The 19,702-nt window shown below is 67.3% G+C and carries 17 protein-coding genes; 9 read left to right on the top strand and 8 right to left on the bottom strand.

The window, feature by feature from the left end:
* Positions 1-61 precede the first annotated feature (61 nt).
* The 3 genes from QOZ89_RS06330 to QOZ89_RS06340 are packed head-to-tail and all read left to right on the top strand — an operon-like array spanning position 62 to position 1,872.
* Positions 62-595 carry a molybdenum cofactor biosynthesis protein MoaE gene (locus QOZ89_RS06330; protein ID WP_312623259.1) on the top strand — a complete coding sequence of 178 codons (534 nt, stop codon included), beginning with the start codon at positions 62-64 and terminating at the stop codon, positions 593-595.
* Entirely contained in the window at positions 592-1,605 is a 1,014-nt protein-coding gene (gene moaA / locus QOZ89_RS06335; RefSeq protein WP_198543591.1) for a GTP 3',8-cyclase MoaA, read from the top strand. Before QOZ89_RS06330 ends, moaA begins: the two co-directional genes overlap by 4 nt.
* Positions 1,606-1,626: 21 nt before the next feature.
* A complete protein-coding gene (locus tag QOZ89_RS06340; RefSeq protein ID WP_312623261.1) occupies positions 1,627-1,872 on the top strand; it encodes a MoaD/ThiS family protein in 246 nt (81 codons plus the stop codon).
* Between the two features lie 642 nt (positions 1,873-2,514).
* Here the strand turns inward: QOZ89_RS06340 and QOZ89_RS06345 are convergent.
* Complete coding sequence (locus tag QOZ89_RS06345) at positions 2,515-3,327, bottom strand: SDR family NAD(P)-dependent oxidoreductase (protein ID WP_312623263.1); 813 nt, start codon at positions 3,325-3,327, stop codon at positions 2,515-2,517.
* Positions 3,328-3,481: 154 nt separating this feature from the next.
* Here QOZ89_RS06345 and QOZ89_RS06350 point away from each other — a divergent pair, with 154 nt between their 5' ends.
* The 3 genes from QOZ89_RS06350 (at position 3,482) to QOZ89_RS06360 (ending at position 6,372) form a co-directional block, all read left to right on the top strand.
* Entirely contained in the window at positions 3,482-4,480 is a 999-nt protein-coding gene (locus QOZ89_RS06350) for an LLM class flavin-dependent oxidoreductase (RefSeq protein WP_071053671.1), read from the top strand.
* Between the two features lie 179 nt (positions 4,481-4,659).
* Positions 4,660-5,598, top strand: a complete 939-nt coding sequence (locus QOZ89_RS06355) for a zinc-dependent alcohol dehydrogenase (protein ID WP_312623265.1) — start codon at positions 4,660-4,662, stop codon at positions 5,596-5,598.
* Between the two features lie 222 nt (positions 5,599-5,820).
* Positions 5,821-6,372 carry a TetR/AcrR family transcriptional regulator gene (locus QOZ89_RS06360; RefSeq protein ID WP_241842359.1) on the top strand — a complete coding sequence of 184 codons (552 nt, stop codon included), beginning with the start codon at positions 5,821-5,823 and terminating at the stop codon, positions 6,370-6,372.
* 99 nt (positions 6,373-6,471) lie between these two features.
* Here QOZ89_RS06360 and QOZ89_RS06365 read toward each other — a convergent pair whose 3' ends face one another.
* Together QOZ89_RS06365 and QOZ89_RS06370 are read right to left on the bottom strand one after the other, a co-directional pair.
* On the bottom strand, positions 6,472-7,086 hold the full coding sequence (locus tag QOZ89_RS06365; RefSeq protein ID WP_312623266.1) for a class I SAM-dependent methyltransferase: 615 nt from the start codon (positions 7,084-7,086) through the stop codon (positions 6,472-6,474).
* A gap of 417 nt (positions 7,087-7,503) precedes the next feature.
* Positions 7,504-8,631 (bottom strand): ABC transporter substrate-binding protein, encoded by a 1,128-nt coding sequence (locus tag QOZ89_RS06370; RefSeq protein ID WP_312623268.1) that lies wholly within the window; start codon positions 8,629-8,631, stop codon positions 7,504-7,506.
* A gap of 709 nt (positions 8,632-9,340) precedes the next feature.
* Between QOZ89_RS06370 and QOZ89_RS06375 the strand changes: the two genes are divergently transcribed.
* Complete coding sequence (locus QOZ89_RS06375; RefSeq protein ID WP_071053667.1) at positions 9,341-10,558, top strand: CaiB/BaiF CoA transferase family protein; 1,218 nt, start codon at positions 9,341-9,343, stop codon at positions 10,556-10,558.
* A gap of 149 nt (positions 10,559-10,707) precedes the next feature.
* On the opposite strand, the gene QOZ89_RS06380 is transcribed toward QOZ89_RS06375, so the two are convergent.
* The 5 genes from QOZ89_RS06380 to QOZ89_RS06400 form a co-directional block, all read right to left on the bottom strand.
* Positions 10,708-11,688 carry an NADPH:quinone oxidoreductase family protein gene (locus QOZ89_RS06380; protein WP_071053666.1) on the bottom strand — a complete coding sequence of 327 codons (981 nt, stop codon included), beginning with the start codon at positions 11,686-11,688 and terminating at the stop codon, positions 10,708-10,710.
* A gap of 241 nt (positions 11,689-11,929) precedes the next feature.
* On the bottom strand, positions 11,930-13,114 hold the full coding sequence (locus QOZ89_RS06385; protein WP_071053665.1) for a cytochrome P450: 1,185 nt from the start codon (positions 13,112-13,114) through the stop codon (positions 11,930-11,932).
* Positions 13,115-13,367: 253 nt separating this feature from the next.
* The gene (locus tag QOZ89_RS06390; RefSeq protein ID WP_071053664.1) at positions 13,368-14,129 is read right to left on the bottom strand and encodes a sugar phosphate isomerase/epimerase family protein; all 762 of its coding nucleotides are present in this window, start codon (positions 14,127-14,129) and stop codon (positions 13,368-13,370) included.
* Positions 14,126-14,980 carry an SDR family oxidoreductase gene (locus tag QOZ89_RS06395; RefSeq protein ID WP_071053663.1) on the bottom strand — a complete coding sequence of 285 codons (855 nt, stop codon included), beginning with the start codon at positions 14,978-14,980 and terminating at the stop codon, positions 14,126-14,128. Before QOZ89_RS06395 ends, QOZ89_RS06390 begins: the two co-directional genes overlap by 4 nt.
* 38 nt (positions 14,981-15,018) lie before the next feature.
* A complete protein-coding gene (locus QOZ89_RS06400) occupies positions 15,019-16,464 on the bottom strand; it encodes an aldehyde dehydrogenase family protein (RefSeq protein ID WP_083419956.1) in 1,446 nt (481 codons plus the stop codon).
* Between the two features lie 600 nt (positions 16,465-17,064).
* Here QOZ89_RS06400 and QOZ89_RS06405 point away from each other — a divergent pair.
* Positions 17,065-18,330 (top strand): amidohydrolase family protein, encoded by a 1,266-nt coding sequence (locus QOZ89_RS06405; protein WP_071053661.1) that lies wholly within the window; start codon positions 17,065-17,067, stop codon positions 18,328-18,330.
* A 237-nt stretch (positions 18,331-18,567) separates the two neighbouring features.
* Positions 18,568-19,620, top strand: coding sequence for a 2,3-butanediol dehydrogenase (locus QOZ89_RS06410; RefSeq protein WP_071053660.1), 1,053 nt, complete (start codon positions 18,568-18,570; stop codon positions 19,618-19,620).
* Positions 19,621-19,702 lie beyond the last annotated feature (82 nt).

Genomic DNA, 19,702 nt, shown 5'->3' on the forward strand with positions numbered 1-19,702 from the left:
GGAACCGCGATGAGCTCCGTTACCGGTCCGCCGGGCCGAGGGAACAGATAGTGGGTCCGTCATGAGTGGTCAGCCCTCCAGCCCGACGTACCTGGTTGACGACAACCTGGTCGGGCTGACCCGTGACCGCATCCCGATATCCGAGATGATCGAGTGGGCTGTCACTCCAGCGTGCGGCGCGGTCGTGACGTTCACCGGCACGGTCCGGGACCACAGCAACGACCGCGTCGGCGTTGTCGAGATCGACTACGAGGCCTTCGACCGCCATGTCGAGGCGCGGCTTCGTCAGATCGCCGCCGGCGCGCGTGATCGGTGGCCAAGCCTGGGACGGGTGGCACTGTTGCACCGGATCGGACGGGTGCCGCTGGGGGAGGCGAGCGTTCTGGTCGTGGTCTCCGCGCCCCACCGCGAAGAAGCGTTCACCGCGGGTCGCTTCTGCATCGACCTTGTCAAGGAATGCGTGCCGGTATGGAAGCGCGAAAGCGGGACCGATGGCACGAGCGGGTGGGTCTCAGACGGAAACCCGATCGAGGACGTCGCCACCGCGGCGCGTCGCTGGCACCCCGTCGGGGAGCCGGAAAGGTCGGTCCGGTGATCCCGCTGACCCTCGATCGCCGCGGCCGTCCACTCCGTGACCTGCGTATATCCGTCACCGACCGGTGCAACTTCCGCTGCAGGTACTGCATGCCACGCGAGCACTTCGGCCATGAGCACCGCTATCTCGAGCGGGCCGACCTGCTGACGTTCGAGGAGATCACGCGCCTGGCGCGGTTGTTCGTCTCACTGGGAGTGCGCAAGCTGCGGCTCACCGGCGGCGAGCCGCTGCTGCGCCGCGGTGTCGAGGACCTTGTCCGGCTGCTCGCCGCGATTCCCGGGGTCGACCTCACGATGACGACCAACGGCGTGCTGTTGCCAAGCAAGGCGGCGCTCCTCGCCGCCGCCGGGCTGCGGCGGGTGACGGTGAGCCTCGACGCGCTCGACGACGAGGTGTTCGGCGCTCTCACCGACACCGCGGTTCCGGTGCGCCTGGTCCTGGACGGGATCGACGCCGCCGCGCGCGCCGGCCTCGCTCCGATCAAGGTGAACATGGTCGTGAAACGAGGGGTCAACGACCAGTCCATGTTGCCGATGGTTGAGTTTTTCCGCGGAAGCGGCCACATCCTGCGGTTCATCGAGTTCATGGATGTCGGGGCCACGAACGAGTGGAAGCTGGACGAGGTGGTGCCCGCCGCCGAGATCGTGAGCCTGATCGATCGCCGTCATCCGCTCGAACCGCTCCCACCCGACCACCCCGGGGAGGTGGCCACCCGCTACCGATTTCGAGACGGCGCCGGCGAGATCGGTGTCATCGCCTCAGTCACGCGCCCCTTCTGCGAGGGATGCACCCGAGCCCGGCTGTCCGCCGATGGGAAGATCCACACCTGCCTGTTCGCGTCCACAGGCACCGACCTACGGGCGTTGCTGCGAACCGGAGCGGGCGACGAGGAACTGCTGTCAGCGATCCGAGGCCTGTGGACTGTCCGGGAGGACCGCTACTCGGAACTGCGCGGGCGCCAGGCATCCTCCCGCGGCGGCCGCGTGGAGATGTCCTACATCGGGGGTTGACGAAACGAAAGGATTGCCCGCATGCCCACCATCCTGCTGTTCGCGTCCGCGCGGGAGGCCGCGGGCCGGGCCGCCGACATGATTCCCGGCAGCACCCTCGGCGAGGTGCTGGACGAGGCACGCCTGCGCTTCGGCGGCGAGTTCGCCCGCGTGCTGGCCGCTTCCCGGGTGTGGATCAACGGAGAGATGCTCTACGGCGACGTCGACGGCATTCCCTGCCGGGCCGGCGATGAGATCGCCGTGCTGCCACCGATCAGCGGCGGATGACCGATCGTGATCCTACGACCGGTGGACAATGGCCACGCCCCCGCGCCCGGCGCTGCCGCGAGCGGTACCGCGCCATGGCGCTGATCCCTCAGCCAATGGCGACCATCTCATCGTCCGACAAGCGACGTTGACTCAATGGGGATCTGCCCCGCCCGCGACCTGACCATCTTTCGAGCAGCGGAGCTGCTTCCGGGCGCCCCCGACACTACAGTAATTACGCCGCCGTCCTTTGCGGATCGCTCACCTGCCGCAACATGCCCAGCAGACCGGATATTTCCGAGCAGACCGGATATTTTGTGTTGCTCCGAGCCTCCACCCGTTCTCGGCGGCACGGTGCTGTGGCACAATTAGGAACTGGTGGCCTTCTGTTCGGGGGGGTTTCGGTCGGGCGACTTTCACCACTCGGGACAGAAGGCCACTTCTCTATGAAACGACGGCCAGACACGGCCGAAGCGCAACGACCGGGCGTTATCAACTGGTCGTTCCCCGCGACCTGCTACGGGCTCATCGACCACCAAACTGTGCTCTGGGAGCGCCAGCACTCGTCCGAGACGTTCAAGGGAATGCCTGCGTTGATGGAGAGGCGCGCCCCTCGACGGATCCGCGGCAGTTTGCCGGGCGAGCGCGGGGTTCGCCGAAGGCTCAGGCCAGCTGCGTTCCGCCGTCCACGGCAAGGACCTGACCGGTGACGAAGGCGGCTGCGTCCGATGCCAGGTAGACAGCCGCCGCGCCAATCTCAGAGGGCATTGCCGTCTGGCGCTCCAGCACGGTGCGCCGCCCGATCGAGAACATTTCCTCCCGGCGCGTCTCCATCAACCGCATGATCAGCCCGTTGGGATGGAACCGGCTCCCGGAGCTCACGTCGTCAGGGTCTTCGGGCACGGTCCCGTAGGGCGCGATGGCGTTCACGGTAATGCCCTTCTTGCCGACCTCCTTGGCGAGCACCCGCGTGAAGGCGTGCACAGCGCCCTTCATCGCCGAGTAGACGGCGAGCTTGGTGTCTCCGATCAGTCCGGACGTCGACCCGATGTTGATGATCCTTCCGTAGGACTGGCTGATCATGCCTGGAAGAACAGCGTGGGTGCAGTTCAGGGTGCTGGTTATGTTCAGAGCGATGTCCTGGTCCCACGTCCCCGGGTCCGAGTCGACGAAATCGTCCATGTCGACGTTGCCCCCGACGTTGTTCACAAGCACATCGATCGAACCGAACCGGCCCAGCACAGCGGCCACCATGCCGTCGACCTGTTCCCGGTCGGTCACGTCAGCCGCCCGCCAGAACGCCTCCTTCGCTCCCCGCTCCGTCAGCTGCCTACATACCCGTCGGCCCTGATCCTCGTCGCGACCGACGATAGCGACGTTGGCACCTTCGGCAGCGAAGGCCAAGGCGATGCCTTTACCGATGTTGGCGTTACCACCCGTGACCACGACCGTACGACCGGCCAACTTGGTTTCCATTCTTCGGACGATATCAGGACCGGGCGTTGACTTTCCACGGGTCTTTCGCCAGACTTCGAGACGAATAAGCGACGCTCTGCTGTGGCCTCACCGTCCGGCGCGGCTCCGCGCTGCGCCGCATGCCAGCGCCCAGCCGAACTTTTCGGGAGTTGCCATGAAAGCCTTACGCCTGACCCTGACCCAGCCGGGGTTGGAACCGAGAGCGATGTCGGCGCGATACCAGGCCGCGGTCGAGATGTGCGCTCACATCGAGGAGCGCGGGTTCGATCTGGTGAACCTCGAGGAGCACCACGGGGTACACAACGGCTGGAGCCCGTCACCCTTGGTGCTCGCTGGCCTGATCTTCGGGCGGTGCCGCCGGCTTCCGGTGTCCATCGCGGCATTCCTGCTTCCACTGCATGACCCCATCCGAGTGGCCGAGGACATCGCGGTGTTGGATCTCGCCTCGGGTGGTCGTCTAAGCGTGGTGCTGGGCGTGGGCTACCGCCCCTCCGAATACGCCGCCCACGGCAAGGACTGGGACCGCCGCGGCGCCCTGATGGACGAGTGTGTGGCCACCCTGCTGAAAGCGTGGACGGGCGAGCCGTTCGATCACCACGGCTCAACGGTGCAGGTCTCACCGAAGCCGCTGACCCAGCCGCATCCTCTTGTGATGATCGGCGGCAGCGCCAAGGTCTCCGCTCGGCGGGCCGCTCGGTTCGGGTTACCGTTCTCGCCGGCTGGTCACCTGCCCGAGTTGGAGGCGTACTACTACGAGCAGTGCCGAGAGCTCGGCGTGAAGGGTATGTGCCTGATGCCGCCGCCGAACACCCCGATGATGTTCATCCACGAGGATCCGGACAAGGCGTGGGCGACGCTTGGGCACCACTTCCTGCATGAGGCCACCACCTATTCGGCCTGGCAGACCACCGATGTGCGGTCTGCCCTTCGCTCTGCCGCAACCACCGTGGAGCAACTACGTGCCGAAGGCATCCACCAAATCCTCACACCAGAGCAGGCGCTTGCGCGCGGTCCCGACGCGGTGTACTGCGTCCATGCGCTGTGTGGGGGCATGCCAATCGAGGAGGGCTGGAAGTGCCTGACCCTCTTCACCGAACGGGTACTACCGCACCTTCCCCGTGCTGCTCCTGACTCGGGCCCTTCCCCATCCTGACGAGCCCAAGCTCGTCACGTACGACCGGAGGACGGCAGCGAGCGCCTCCGCGGCCACCTCGCTCACCGGGTCGCTGAGCGACTATTCCTGAGGGTACCCGGAGGGTGGGGTATGGCGGTGGTGGGAGACAAGCGAATATCGGCACGCGGCCAGGGAACGTCGACGGAAAGTAGGAGACTATGAAGGCGGTTCGCGGCGTTGAGGGTGGGGTCCTGGTGGTTGATGTCGACGAGCCGCCTGGGGCGGGCGAGCTTCTCGACATGAAGGCAACGAGCATCTGCGCCTCCGACCTGGTCTATATCAGTTTCGGCAGTAGGCGGATTCTGGGGCATGAGCTCGCCGGAGTCCGCCAGGATGGCACACCGGTCGTGGTCGAGGCGACCTATGGATGTGAGGTGTGCGAGTTATGCCGGCGGGGGGACTACAACCTGTGCCCGACGAATTCCGAACGCGCCCTGGGAGTCTTCATCGACGGCGGGATGGTCGAGCAGTTCCGGGCTCCGTCGGCGCGGCTGGTTCCTCTGCCGCCAGGTCTGGACGTACGCGACGCCTGCCTGGTCGAGCCGGCGTCGGTTTCGTGGCATGCGCTTCGCCTGGCCGGTACCGGTCCAGGTAAGCGGGTTGCGGTAGTCGGTGCGGGCGCCATCGGGCTGCTCGCGATCGCCGGGGCCAGGCACCAAGGCAGCGAGGAAGTCGCCATCGAGGGGCGCCACCCCCACCAGTACGAGGCGGCCGAGCGCCTGGGTGCGAGCACCGCGACCGACGGGCTCTATGACGTGGTGGTGGAGGCGGCGGGCAGCGCCGAGAGCCTGGCCCGATGCGCTGAGCTTGTGGCACCCGGCGGCGCGGTCGTGGTTCCCGGCGTTCACCTGGGCCCCGTTCAGCTGAACTGGATGACCCTGTTCAACCGGGAGGCGAAGATCATCCCCTCCCTGACCTACTGCCGTCACGACGGGGTCCGCGAGATGGAGGAGGTCGCGGCAATGCTCGCCGCGGATCCCGAGATCGCGAAGACGGTCATCACCCACCGCTTCCCGATCGAAGAGTCAGCGCATGCTTTCCAGGTCGCGGCCGACCGCGCGGCGGGCGCGATACGAGTAGTAATCGAGCCCTCATAGCTCTTGGGCTCCGCGCGGAGCAGGGCCGCATGGATGCTCTCGGCCTCGGTCACGGACCGCTTGTCGCTCCGGGTGTGTCGGACGCCACACCCGGCGTGGCACTCAGTACCATACTCGATCTCACGATGCCTTCGTGGCGCTGGGTATAGTAAAGCTGTGATGGCTGAGACGTCTGGGGGGCTCGGAATCCGTGAACGCACTCGGCGCGCCGTACGGGCCGAGTTGCTGACCGTCGCGATGGACTTGTTCGCCGACAAGGGCTACGACGCCACAACGATCGACGAGATCGTAGCCGCCGCCGGCATGTCCCGCAGTAGCTTCTTCCGCTACTTCACCTGCAAAGAGGACATCGTACTCGGCCACCTCCAGGCCATCGGCCAGACACTCGCCGACGCCTTGGCGCGGCGGCCCGCGGACGAAGACGAATGGACCGCCCTGCGCCGTGCCTTTGACGACGTGCTGTTGGCCTACCACGCGCGCGACCCACAGCACGCCCTCGCGCTCCGACATATGCTCGAGAGCAATCCCGTGCTGCTGGCCGGCAACCTGGAAAAACAGTGTCGGTGGCACGACCAGCTCATCCCGCACATTACCCCCCGCCTCGCCCCCGCCCCCGCGGACAGCGATACCGACGCCCGTGCCACAGCGGTCATCGGCGCTGCACTGGCATGTCTGGAAGCGGCGAACCGGGCTTGGAGGGCGACGAACGGCCAGGCGTCTCTCGACAAGATTCTCGACGACGTCATGCGCGCCGTCCGCCCCGGAGCCTTTTAAGCGGGCCCGACTCCCACCTCCGCCTCAGCCACAGAATAGCTGAGGCCTCGAGCCGGCCCTCAGCGGAACTATTCCCGTGTACGTCCGCTCGTAGACCGGTCAGTCCTGTTTCGACGCGGAGCCCTCATAGGCGAAGGCGAACATTTCAGGCCTGCCCATCCGATAGGTCCGGACGGTGTCGAGCGTGAGCCCGGCGTTCTCGATCAGCTTGTCGACGGGGCGGTTGAGGTGACAGCCGCCGAACAGCTTGCCCCAGATGGGCGTAAGGCGGTCCTGCCACTGGGCGACGCGGGCGTTGGTGGAACGGCCGTGCTCGACGAAGCGCAGCGTGCCACCAGGCCGCAACACGCGGCGTGTCTCGTCCAGAGCCCGCTCGACCTCCGGGATGGTGCATAGCGTCCACGTGACCAGTACATGGTCGACCGACGCATCCGGGAGGGCCAGTTGCTGACCGTCCTGGCCGACGAACTCGACCAGGATCGGGGTGGCGGCGATGCGCGAGGCTGCCAGTCCGCGGCCGACGGCAGCAGGCTCCACGGCGAGCAGCCGTGTGACCGCCGGGGAGAGGTGTGGCAGGTTACGCCCGGACCCGAACCCAATCTCCAGGACCTCACCAGACAGTCCCTCGGCAACCCGCGCCCGGGTAGGTTCCATCGGCTTACCGAGGGCGACGTCGGTGAACCGGGGCAGCACCTGGTCGTCGTAGAAGCCCATCGTCTCTCCTTGCATTGACGCAGGTCAGCCCCGCGGTGGCCGAAGCAACATGTCCTCGACGATCAGCTTGGCTCCTCGCCTCGCGCCGAGTGACCCACCCGTGGCTGCTACCGAACAGTGACGAGGTAGGCCTGCGTACGGCGAACCCTCGGCACCTGTACCCGCGGGTCGTCGGCAACGCCGGAGAGAAACGAACGCAGAATCCGCCGCGCTTGCCGTCCGGAGCAGCTAACACCCACCCGGAACTCGGACGCAAAGCATGCGAGGCCCAGGAGGGCGCGGGCGCCGTCGCGCGGGCGCGCTCGCGTTGGTCCTCGCGCTGCTGATGCGGCGCGGACGGCATCGCCGCCGCCGCGCCGCGATCACCATGACGACTGAACCGCGGTCGGAGCCTGCGCGGCTGAACCGGTGGTCGGCTCAGTTCGGGATCGGCTCGCTGCCGAGCGCCCGGTAGCTGATGGGATGGACCTTGGCGTCCAGCGTCGCGGCCAGCGCGCCGCGGGAGCAGACCGCCGGTAGCTGCGGGTTGGCCTTGCCGTTGCACCGGAACCCTATCCCGCCGGCACCGGGCAGATCCTTCTCCGGCATGGCCTTGATGGTGGCCGTGATGGTGGCCGGGGTGATGTCCCCCGAGATTCCTTCAAGGGCCGTCTGGAAGCCGGCGACCGTCGAGAACATGGCCATCCCATTGGGATCGCCGGTGTCGATGTTCTTGCCGTAGGTCGTCGCGACGGCGCTGTAGAGGCGGGTCGACGGGTTGTCTGTCCCGACGGGCGCCGTGGCCGACACGATCATCCCCTTCAGGGCCTCGCCCGGCACCGCCTTGCGGGTCGCGTCGCTGATGCATGTCGAGAAGCCGCTGACCTGGCCGGTGAACCCGACGGCCCGCAGGCCATTCAACGCAGTGATGCAGAACGCGTCGGTCCCCACGATGAAGACGACCGTGGGCCCACCGGAGGCGATCCGCTGCATCTGTGGCGTCATGTCGGCCGTGCCGGGTGGAATGGTGACCAGGTCCAAGGCGACACCAGCCTGTTCGAACAGCGGCGGCGCGAGCTTCCAAACGCCCAACGCGGCCGGAACGTCGATGACGATCGGCGTCACCTTCTTCACGCCCTTGTCCCGCGCGATCTGGAGCGGCATGCCGAGGATAGGAAAGATCGCGTCGCCTAGGACGAATGTCGACTCCTTGTCGGTCAACAACGCCGCATCGCCGGAGCCGTAAAGCATCACCGGCAGGTGCGCGGCGTGCAAGGGCTGCCACACGCTGTCCGGCACCGAGGTCTCACCGACGACGACAGCGGCGACATTCTCCTCGATCATGCGGTTCGCGCAGTCGGCTCCCTTGCCCGGGTCGGCCAGGTCGTCACACTTCACCAGCTCGATGGGCCGGCCACCGATGCCGGAGCGATGTTCGTTGAGCCACTTGACGGTGGCGTCGGCCACGCGGCCCTGGATGGAGACGTCGCTGACCGGAGTCTTCCCGTCCGAGATCATCCCGATCCGGACTGGAGCGCCCTTCGCCGCGGCTACCGGCCCGAGCACCGTGGCGCCGCTCCCGGAACCGCTGGCCAACGGCTTCCCGCCGCTGCCGCCGTTGCTCCCGCATCCGGCAACGAGCAGCAGGGCCGCGGCTACGGCGGCCGCGACCAGTAATACAGGTAAGCCGGCTAATCGAGCGCCTGCCGAACGCGGCCGCGCCTGTCCACGAGTCAACCCGTCATGTGGGATCCTCATGCGTTGCATATTTTCCCCATCTCGCGGTTAGGCGCGCCGCCCGTCAGCGGTCTGCAGTCGACTCGCCGCGGGGTTCGAGCGGCTCGTGACGGCGGCGTTTCGACAGCACCAGCTTTGATCAGCTTGGTGAGTAAACGCCCTGACAGCGTTCTACGCAGACGTCAATGTCTGCCTCGAACGCTTCCCTACGGCTCAGCGACCCGGTGGGCACGTCATCGTCGTCGGGGGCCCCTCGTGCCCGCCGACGGTCGGCAAGATCGGCAACTGTCGCATCGGGGTCAGGGTCTCCAGTCGGGATCACTCGCCTCGCCGACCCACCGGGACTCTACGCCAAAGACTGTACTAAGTTCCACCATAGACATCACATCCTGGTTATGGTTCTGGATGTCATGATGATGGACAAGCTCGTCCTGCGCATCGCCACATACCTCGGTTCGCCCAGGGCCAGTTGCTTCCGCGCAACGTCGAGGAGGCCCAGACGCGCGTAGGTCGACCAGGAAGGGACCAGGAGGAGACCATGACAGAAGTTATGCAGGGGGTCCGCATCCTGGAGGTCGCCGAGCAGACCTTCGTGCCGGCGGCCTCCGCGCTGCTCTCGGACCTGGGTGCCGAGGTCATCAAGATCGAGCATGTCGAGCGCGGCGACGCCATGCGCGGGCTGGCCTCGACCGGGACGGCGTTCGTGCCATCCGACGTGCACGTGCTGCTGGAGCACTCCAATCGGGGGAAGAAGAGCCTCGCCCTCGACCTCGCCACCCCCGAGGGTGTCGGCATCCTCTACAAGCTGGCGGCCACCGCGGACATCTTCCTCACCAACAAGCTTCCCGCGGTGCGCGCAAAGCTCAGGATCGACGTCGAGGACCTCCGGGCCCACAACCCGAACATCATCTATGTACGCGGCACCGGCCAGGGCGAGCGCGGCCCTGACGCCAACAAGGGTTCCTACGACAACCTCGCGTTCTGGGCCCGGGCCGGCGTGGCCATGGGCGTCACGCAACCGGAGTACGGCCATGTGGTCAGCCCACCTGGACCGGGCTTCGGCGACTCGATCGGCGCCATGACCATCGCCGGCGGTGTGGCAATGGCCTTGTTCCACCGCGAGCGCACAGGTGAGGCCACGGTGGTGGACGCCTCGCTGCTGTCGTCGGCCATGTGGGCGATGGGCCAGACCATCGGGCTGTCGGTCGTGCTCGACGAGGGCTGGACGCCGCCTCCGGTTGACGCCCCGAGGCGCAACCCGCTGGTCTGCTACTACCGGACCAAGGACGGCCGGTGGCTGGCCCTCAACTGCCTGCAAGCCGGCCACTACTGGCCGCCGTTCTGCGCCAGCATCCGCCGGCCGGACCTCGCCGCCGACCCCCGCTTCGCCGACCACGAGTCGCTGATGACAAACAGCGCGCAGGCCACCGCCATCCTCCGTGACGTGTTCGCCGAGCGCACGGTCGACGAATGGCGGGAAGCGCTCAAAGACTTCAACGGGCAGTGGACCGTCGTACAGCACACCCTCGAAGCGGCCAACGACCCGCAGTCCGTAGCCAACGGCTACATGCAGCCCTGCCAGACGGCGGCCGGTGTCCCGTTTCAGCTGGTCGCCGTGCCGGTGCAGTTCGACGAGGAACCCGCGGCTCCCCGTCGCGCCCCCGAGTTCAACGAGCACGGCGACATGATCCTCACCAACCTCGGTCTCGACTGGGACGCGATCATGGATCTGAAGGTCCGTGGCATCGTGCCCTGACGGTGGCTCGACGATTCGGGTCGAAAATCCGCGACGTGGCGTGGCGATCGACGCGGCTGGCCCTGAGGTACCTGCCGATCCCGTGCCGAAGCCCGCGGCGGATCGGGCCGAGTCGGCCACGCCGGTCGCGGCGGTGGGGCCGAACCCGGTCATCGACGGGCGATGTCGAGTACGACCTTGCCGACGGCGTGACCGTCACCGACGTAGCGCAGCGCCGCGGCGGCCTCATCTAGCGTGAACGTGGCGCCGACATGCGGCACGAGGCGCTGCGCCGCGAAATGCTCTTGCATCTCCCGGTCGTCGCGGAGGTACTCCTCGAGCGCATGCGTGGAGAAGTCGCGGAACTGGAAGCCGAGGATCTGCACGCCCTTCAGCAGGACGAGGTTCAACGGAATGCGCGGAATCACCCCGGACGCGTAGCCCACGGTCACGAAACGCCCAGCCCAGCGCAGCGACCGCAAAGCCGGCTCGGCGAGGTCGCCGCCCACCGGGTCGATCACCACGTCGGCGCCGTCGGGCAAAGCGTCCTTCAACGCTGCTCGGAGATCACCGGCGTGGTGGTCGATCAGCCGCGTGGCTCCACAGCCGGCCGCCGCCCTGAGCTTCTCCTCGGAGGAGGCCACGGCCGTCACCTTGGCGCCCAGCAGGACACCGATCTGCACCGCGGCCAGGCCAACACCGCCGCCAGCGCCGAGCACGATCAGCTCCTCCCCGGGCTGCAACCGGGCTGTGGAGCGCAGCACATGATAGGAGGTGCGGTGGGCCACGCCGAAGGCGGCCGCCACCTGGTCGTTCATGCCGGCGGGGATGCGCCGCACGGCATGGGCGCCGACGACCGCTTCCTCCGCGAAGGCGCCTACCATACAGGTGCCGATCACCCGGTCACCAACCGAGTATCCGTTCCCGCCGTCAGCAACCTCGACCACCTCGCCCGCGAACTCGCTGCCCGGCACGAACGGCGGCGGCACGGTGACCTGGTACTTGTTGGCCACGAACAGCACGTCGGGGAAGTTGACCGCGGCGGCGTGCACCCGGACGCGCACCTGCCCCTCCTTGAGCGCCGGGGCGGGAAACTCCTCGACCTCGACCACCTCGGGCGGCCCGTATCGGCGGCAGACCGCGGCGCGCACCTCAACCCCTCACCCGAGGTCGCGTCCCAGGCCCGCCAACGCCCGGCGAACTGACGCTCGCCCGGCCTTCCCGAAGCGCGCGCCGCGTGTCCGCGTTCCACTCCGTCGGGTCATTGATGACACACCACGCGACCGACCCCACACGCTCGGAGCGCTGGTCGGCCGTGCCCAGATCGTCGTCCATGAAATTCCAGATTCTCTCGTCAGCGTGAACGGGTCGATCTTGCCGGACGATCGCAGGTCAGAGAACGATTGGCAGCTTTTGGTAGCCGCGTACGGTGCTGGTGTGCAGCCGCGTCACGTTTTCGTGGTCCACCTCCCAGGTGGGGAAGCGGCGCAGCGTCTCCTCCAGTCCAACACGCCCCTCCATTCGAGCGAGGGCGGCGCCGAGACAGAAATGGATGCCGTGGCCGAGTGAGACGTGGCTGTCGAAGCGGCGGCGGACGTCGTAGCGGTCGGGGTCGGGGTACCTGCGTTCGTCCCGGCCAGCCGAGCCGGTGAGCAGCACGATCCTGGAGCCGGCGGGGATGGTGGTGCCGTGCAGCTCGACGTCCCGGGTGGTGACGCGGCCCTGGACGGGTGAGGGTGCCTCGTAGCGCAGGGTCTCCTCGACGGCGTTCCTCACCAACGACGGATCGGCGGCCACGAGCGCACGCTGGTCGGGATGGGCTGCCAGCAGGTCGCAGGCGAATCCAAGCATTCGGGCAACCGTCTCGGTGCCGGCCGCGACGAGCAGGTTGGTGAAGTCCGCCGCCTCGGAGGTGGTGAGCCGGCGGGTGCCCTCGTCGGTGGCGACCTCGGCCTGGACGAGGCCGGTCATCATGTCGTCGCGCGGTGCCTTGCGCCGGGCCTCGAGCTGCTCCGTCCAATAGGTGTGCAGCCTCGTCGCGGCATTGAAGGCGACGTCGTTGATCATCCCCTTGTCTTCGTCGACGTGGAACGTCTCGTCGATCGTGTGGCGGATCTCCTCACGGTCCATCGGGTCGACCCCGATCAGCTCGGAGATGACCTTCGATGGGAGCTGCGCGGAAAAGTCCTGCACGTAGTCGAACCCACCGGCGCCGATCTGGGGGTCGAGCATCTCGGCGCACAGTTTCCGGATGTAATCCTCCAGCGCCGAGATCCGCCGGGGGGTGAAGGCACGGGAGACCAGCAGCCGCAGGGTTGTATGCGCCGGCTGATCCATGAAGATCATGTAACCGGACTCCATCGGCTCCGGCGTCATGATCTCTAGTACCGTGCCATGGGCCGAGCTGTAGGTCGCCGGGTCGAGGTGTGCGCCATCTACGTCCGCGTACCGGGAGAAGGTGAAGAAGTTGAATTTGTCATTACGGTAGACTGGTTGCTCGTCGCGCATCCGACGCCAGAGTGGGTACGGATCCACATCCAGCACCTTGTCGAACGGATCCCAATACAGGTCACTCACAGCTCGGACCTTCCTTGTGACGAGCCCGGGCGGCCAGCCGCCGGACAGAATAAATCCACCTTCGCCGCATCTGCGCCGTGGTTGGGGCCACGATGCGGATCCGACCGACGGGAACAGCGCCGCACTCGGGAACTCGGGAGCAACACGCCGGTAGAGCCCTTACGCGACCCGGTCCCAGCGCCGCCTGCAGCCCGGTAGCGCCGTCTCGACCGCGCCGACCGCTCCCGCGATGTCGCGGGCGTCACGCACGTTCTCATCGCCAGTACCGGGCGGTGGTCTCGTAGGCCTGCCGCGCGAACTCGGACACCGGAAGCTGGCGAAGCTCGGCATTGAGCACCTCGACGCTCACCAAGCCTGCCCAGCCTCTGTCGAGCAGGGTGGAGGCGAACCGGTCGAGCTCGAAGGTCCCGTCGCCGGGCATCGCGCGGCGGTGCATCGTCTCGTTCACCCCGTTCCCGGAGATCGGGGGGAGCGCGTCGTCGAACTGGACGTAGGCGATCCTTTCCAGCGGCACCCGCTCCAGCTGCTCCCAGGTGCTGTCCCCGTTGAAGAAGTGCCAGGTGTCGATCAGCACTCCGGCCCGGTCAACCCCGGCGGCCTCGACCACCTTCAGCGCATCGGAGATCGACCTTGCCCCGCCGTACGGGGTGAACTCGACCGCCATGCCCGCGCCGGCCTCGGCGAACATCGCCGCGCACCGGCTGATCAACGGCGCGGTGTCCTGGTCCAGCGCAACCCGGAAACCGGCTAGGACCCACCGCGCCTTCACGGCGGCCGCCGCCTCGGCCAGTCGGCCAGCGTGGCTCACAGTGGCCTCCTCGTCGGAGGTCACGATCAGGGCCAGCAGTTCGTGGCAGCGCAGTCCGCCCGCGGCGAGCGCCGCCGCGCCGGCCGCGTCAACCCGCGACACGGACAGCCCCACGGCCGTGAACCCGGCTGCGCCGGCCGCCCCGACCAGACCGGCGACGTCGATGTCCCAGCGCGAGTCGGGGGTCAGCCCCAGCTCGACCGTCATCCCTGTGGCTCCGCCACCGGCTCGCGAGACATGATCGACGGATCGATGGAACCCGTGAGCAGGCCGCCCGCGACGCCCTGGTCGGTGTAGAGGAATGCGCCCGTGACCACCGCGTTCATCCGGCTGTTCAGCAGGACCAGCGGCCACGCCTGCTCCTCGGCCGTCGCCATCCGGCCGAGCACCGGGTACGGGAACCGGTCGAAAAAATCCTGGCCGATGTCCCGGATGGTCTCGTCCATGAACGCCGTCTTGGTCGGGCACGGACCGATGCAGTTCATCCGGATGCGGCGTTCGTGGCCCAACCCCACGGCCGCGTGCATCGTCCAGACGATCAGCAGCTCCTTCGAGGTGGTGTAGCCGTCCGCGACGGCCTCCGGCCGGGCCTCACACCACCGCCTCGCCTCGACCGGGTCGGCGATGGCGAGCAGTTCGAGGTGGGCCGGAAGCCGCCGCTGCCAGCCGAGCCCCGCGTTGGACGCGATGGTGGCCACGCCGCTCCCGTCGGCCAGCGCCGGCACGACCTGCTCGGTGAAGTACCGGGTGCCGATGTAGTTGACGAGCATGGAGTACAGCGGGCCGCCGATCGTGTGCGGTACCCCGGCGCAGTTGAACAGGTAGTCGATCGGTCCCACATCACGCAGCGCCGCGGCGGTCGCCTCGATCTGCTCTGGCCGCGACAGGTCGGTCTCGTAGTAGCCCACATGCGGCACCGACGGTTTACGGACATCGACCGCGTGCACCCGGGCACCGAGGTCGCCTAAGACCCGGGCGGTCGCCTGCCCCATGCCCGACGCGCACCCCGTCACCACCACCGTCGCGCCGCGGTAGCCAAGCCCGTCGAGATCACCCATGTGTCGTCCCCTTTCGTGAGATTGGCGCACGCTGCCGCTCAGCCCGCCGGCCACGCCAGCGACTTGATCTCGAGGTACTGGTCAAAGCCGGCGACCCCGTTCTGGCGGCCCAACCCGCTGTGCTTGTAGCCGCCGAAGGGGACATCGGCGGAGTAATAGGAACCCCCGTCAACCGTGACCGTGCCGGTGCGGATCCGGCTGGCGACAGCCATCGACCGCTCCCGCGATCCGGAGTACACACCACCGGACAGGCCGTAGACGCTGTCGTTGGCGATCCGCACGGCGTCGTCCTCATCCTCGAACGGGATGACGCACAGCACCGGCCCGAAGATCTCCTCCTGGGCGATCGTCATCGCGTTGTCGACGTCAGTGAACAGCGTCGGCTCGACATACCAGCCTTTCGGTAGGTGCGCTGGCCGCCCGCCGCCGAGGACCAGCTTCGCTCCCTCGGCCACGCCCCTGTCGATATAGCCCAGCACCCGGTCTCGTTGCTTCGCGGAGATGAGCGGGCCCATCATGACGTCAGGCCGTTGTGGGTCGCCGTAGGGCACGTTCGCGAAAGCCGTCTTCAACAACTCGACACCCTCGTCGTACCGCGAGCGCGGCAGCAACATCCGGGTCTGAATCGCACACCCCTGCCCGGCGTGCGAGCAGGCAGACAGGCCCATCAACACGGCGGTGGACAGGTCGGCGTCGTCGAGCACGATCGTCGCCGACTTGCCACCGAGCTCCAGGAACAGCCGCTTCACCGTCGCCGCGCTCTTCTCAATGATCCGCTTGCCGGTCGCCGTGGAACCTGTGAACGAGATCAGGTCGACCTTCGGTGACAGCGTCATCTCCTCGGCCACCAGGTGGTCCGACGAGGTGACGACGTTGACCACGCCCGCGGGGAAATCTGTCTGCTCGGCGATGAGGCGGCCGATGCGCGTGGCGCTGAAGGGCGTGTCCGGCGCGGGCTTGAGTACCACCGTGTTACCCGTCGCGAGAGCCTGACCCAGCTTGTTCAGTGCGACCTCGAACGGCACGTTCCACGGCACGATGGCCCCGACCACCCCGACCGGCTCCTTCACGACGCGCCGGGAGGTCGCGACGCCCCGGAAGTCGACCACATCGGGCAGGTCCGTCTCCCACCCGAACGCGTCCATCAGCTCCATCGGATAACGCAACGCGTGCTCCAGCGGGACCGCGAGTTGCGGGCCGTTTGTCGTGCCGCGCGGGCAACCGCCCTCAGCGATCAGCTCCTCGCGCAGCTGCTCGCGCTCGGTTTCGAGGGCCTCCTGCAGCTGGGCCAGGCAGTGCTTGCGGAAGGCACGGTTCGTCGACCAGTCCGTCTCGTCGAAAGCCCGACGGGCGGCGTCGATGGCCCGGTGCATCTCCGAGCTGGACGCGTCGGCGACGCGCCCGATCACCTCCTCAGTGGCCGGATTGATGTTGTCGAACGTCGCGTCCGAGTCCGCCTCGATGAGCTCGCCGTCAACCAGCATCCTCGACTCAGCGTCGACCTTCAGCGTCTCCACCACCAGTCACTCCGCTCCTCGCTCCCTGGCACCGCCACGGCCCAGTCGCCGTCAGGGTGCTCTCGCCCGTCGGCTGCACCGGAGTCCCGGTCGCTCCCCGGTCACGTCTGCTCGCCATCGAGGAACCGGCACTCCGCACCCAACGCTGCACTCAGTTTCAATCTCGACACTATGAAGCAGTTGCGGCCCGGAGTACAGTGTCGGCTACGACGCCTGTGGCGTCTCGAGGGCCTGACCTCCGCGAACGCAACCGGCGCGCCGCGCGGACCACCTACTCACCGTCACTCAACTGTCAGCTCACCGTCGCGATGAACCAACCGCACGAGGCTTCGATGCGACGACGATCGAGGCGACCAGCAGGATGTCCCGAAGCATCTCCTTCCGTCACTTCGCCCGGAAGGAAGACGTCCTACTCGACCAACCGGGCACCTGGCAGGTCAACTACCAGCGACTCCCAGTAGTGAACGCGGCCAATCGGGCCAGCCGTCAGCGTCAGACCGGCGTCCGTCTGCCAACACGTTCCGATCGTCAACCGAGCATGTCCACCCGCAGCGACAGGAGCGGCCCATGCGCATGGACGACATGATCCTGGTCAGCATTGACGACCACATGATCGAGCCACCGAACATGTACTCCAACCACGTCCCGGCCAAGTGGCGCGACGACGCCCCCAGGGTCGTCCGCAACGAGGACGGCTTAGACGCGTGGGTGTTCCAGGGCGAGAAGACGACGACACATTTCGGTATGGCCGCCACCGTTGGCTGGCCCAGTAAGGAGTGGGGCTTCAACGCCGGCACCTACAGCGAGCTGCGTCCTGGCTGCTTCGACGTCCACGAACGGGTCAGGGACATGAATGCCAACGGAGTGCTGGCATCGATGTGCTTCCCGACCATGGCCGGCTTCAACGCCCGTACCTTCACCGAGTCGCGTGACAAGGAGATCGCGCTCGTGATGCTCCAGGCCTACAACGACTGGGCCATCGACGAGTGGTGCGGCACCTACCCCGACCGGTTCATCCCACTCGGCATCGTCCCGATGTGGGACGTCGACCTGGCGGTAAAGGAAATCCACCGCATCGGGCGGAAGGGCTGCCGGTCCATCAGCTTCCTCGAGGCGCCGCACGCCTGGGGCTTCCCGAGCTTCCTGTCCGGCCACTGGGACCCGATGCTCAAAGCGCTGTGCGACGAGAACATGGTCCTGTCCCTCCACATCGGCGCCGGCTTCGACCTGATCAAGAAGCCGGACGAGGCACCCATCGACCACCTCATCGTCCTCACGAGCCAGATCTCCGCCATCGTCGCGCAGGACCTGCTGTTCGGACCCACGCTGCGACGGTTCCCGGACCTCAAAGTCGCCCTCTCCGAGGGCGGCATCGGCTGGATCCCCTTCTACCTGGACCGGGCCGACCGCCACTTCCGAAACCAGGAGTGGATCCACAACGACTTCGGCGGCAAGCTCCCGTCGGAGGTGTTCCGCGACCACATCCTCGCCTGCTTCATCACCGACCCGTCCGGGCTCCTGCTGCGTAATCGCATCGGCATCGACATCCTGGCCTGGGAGTGCGACTACCCGCACACCGACACGACGTGGCCCACCTCGCCCGAGTTCGCCTGGAACGAGTTCCAGGAGGCCGGCTGCGCCGACGAGGAGATCCACAAGATCACTTGGGAGAACGCCACCCGGTTCTTCGGCTGGGACCCGTTCGCCCACACTCCCAAGGAGCAGGCCACCGTCGCCGCGCTGCGCACCCTCGCCAAGGACGTCGACACCACCCGCATGCCCCGCCAGGAGTGGCGCAAGCGCAACGAGGCCGCCGGCATCGGCATGTTCTGAGTTCATCGGCCGGGCGACAGCTCCCGTCGGCGCTTCGAAGTTTCGCGTTCAGGAAGAACCGTAGGCGGATGGCGGCTCCACAATCCAGCCAGCGAGGCATGAAAAATCAATGGGTCACAACGTTGGATGATCATTCCGTTGTCCCGGAACAGTTCGTCGGCTACGGCGCCCGCCGACGACTGGCCGTCTTCGACACCCAACTCATCGGCTCACAACCTCTTCCTTGGACGGTATGACATGATCGCTGCACGGCTGCACGGTGGTGAGGACATACGGATCGAGGAGGTTCCTGACCCGGAGCCCGCTGCGGGTCAGGTAAAGGTCGCCGTGGCCCACAATGGGCTGTGCGGTACCGACCTGGCCGAGTTCTTCTCCGGCCCGAGAGCCTGCACGACCGTGCCGCATCCGCTCACCGGCGGCACGCTGCCCCAGATTCCGGGTCATGAGTTCGCCGGAGTGGTGACAGCCGTAGGGCCGAAGGTCGATGGTGTAGTCGTCGGTGATCGGGTCTGCGTCGAGCCGCTGTACTCATGCGGGGAGTGCGACCGCTGCGTGGCTGGGCTGCGGCGGCTGTGTCGTCTGGTCATCACACATGGGATCTGCTCGCACGGGGGCGGTCTGGCCCAGTACACGGTCGTGCCGCGCGCCATGGTGCATCACCTGCCGGCGTCGATGTCGCTGGCGGAAGGCGCGCTGGTGGAGCCGATGTCGGTCGCGTTCAACGGGGTGCTGCGTTCCGGTGCGGAGCCCGGTCAGTCCGCCCTCGTGTTCGGTGGCGGCCCGATCGGGATCGGCGTGCTGTTCGGCCTGCGGGCTGTCGGTGTGGACGACATCCTGCTCGTCGAGCCGGCACCGGCTCGACGCGCGGCCATCGAGGCGCTCGGCTTGGCCGATGTCCTTGACCCGGACGCGCGCGACGTCGCCGACGAGGTGCGCCGCCGGACGGGCGGTCGGGGTGTCGACGTCGCGCTGGACTGCGCGGGGGCGCCTGCCACGTTCGCGCTCGCCCCGGCCGTGCTGCGGGCTCACGGACGGTTCGTCGGGATCGCCTTCTCTGATCGAGAGGTTTCCTTCTCGCCGTGGGTGTTGGCCCGGGGGGAGATCGAGCTCACCGGTTCGCTGGGGTACGGGCCCGGCGTGTTCCCGCGCGTGATCGAGCTCTTCGCCCAAGGTGCGTACCCAACAAAGGGGTGGGTCGAACACGTCGACCTCCACGACGTCAGAGCCGCTCTTGAGGATCTACGGGCAGGCCGGCGCACGAAAGTCCTCGTCGACCTACCAAGCGCCTGATGACCAGCAGCAACCCGTAGGAGCCAGTTCAGGATCCGTTGGTACGCCACCGCCGGCCACCATCCCGACGTCGCCGCCGCCT

The sequence above is a fragment of the Pseudofrankia coriaricola genome, assembly GCF_032027725.1.
Lineage (GTDB): Bacteria > Actinomycetota > Actinomycetes > Frankiales > Frankiaceae > Pseudofrankia.

What these genes read in the sequence shown, in the direction of transcription:
- QOZ89_RS06400 (WP_083419956.1), bottom strand. Translation starts at nt 16,464, where the DNA reads ATGCTGGTTGACGGCGAGCTCATCGAGGCGGACTCGGACGCGACGTTC.
- QOZ89_RS06330 (WP_312623259.1), top strand. Translation starts at nt 62, where the DNA reads ATGAGTGGTCAGCCCTCCAGCCCGACGTACCTGGTTGACGACAACCTG.
- QOZ89_RS06410 (WP_071053660.1), top strand. Translation starts at nt 18,568, where the DNA reads ATGATCGCTGCACGGCTGCACGGTGGTGAGGACATACGGATCGAGGAG.
- QOZ89_RS06365 (WP_312623266.1), bottom strand. Translation starts at nt 7,086, where the DNA reads ATGGGCTTCTACGACGACCAGGTGCTGCCCCGGTTCACCGACGTCGCC.
- QOZ89_RS06375 (WP_071053667.1), top strand. Translation starts at nt 9,341, where the DNA reads ATGACAGAAGTTATGCAGGGGGTCCGCATCCTGGAGGTCGCCGAGCAG.
- QOZ89_RS06350 (WP_071053671.1), top strand. Translation starts at nt 3,482, where the DNA reads ATGAAAGCCTTACGCCTGACCCTGACCCAGCCGGGGTTGGAACCGAGA.
- QOZ89_RS06405 (WP_071053661.1), top strand. Translation starts at nt 17,065, where the DNA reads ATGCGCATGGACGACATGATCCTGGTCAGCATTGACGACCACATGATC.
- QOZ89_RS06390 (WP_071053664.1), bottom strand. Translation starts at nt 14,129, where the DNA reads ATGACGGTCGAGCTGGGGCTGACCCCCGACTCGCGCTGGGACATCGAC.
- QOZ89_RS06355 (WP_312623265.1), top strand. Translation starts at nt 4,660, where the DNA reads ATGAAGGCGGTTCGCGGCGTTGAGGGTGGGGTCCTGGTGGTTGATGTC.
- QOZ89_RS06395 (WP_071053663.1), bottom strand. Translation starts at nt 14,980, where the DNA reads ATGGGTGATCTCGACGGGCTTGGCTACCGCGGCGCGACGGTGGTGGTG.
- QOZ89_RS06340 (WP_312623261.1), top strand. Translation starts at nt 1,627, where the DNA reads ATGCCCACCATCCTGCTGTTCGCGTCCGCGCGGGAGGCCGCGGGCCGG.
- QOZ89_RS06345 (WP_312623263.1), bottom strand. Translation starts at nt 3,327, where the DNA reads ATGGAAACCAAGTTGGCCGGTCGTACGGTCGTGGTCACGGGTGGTAAC.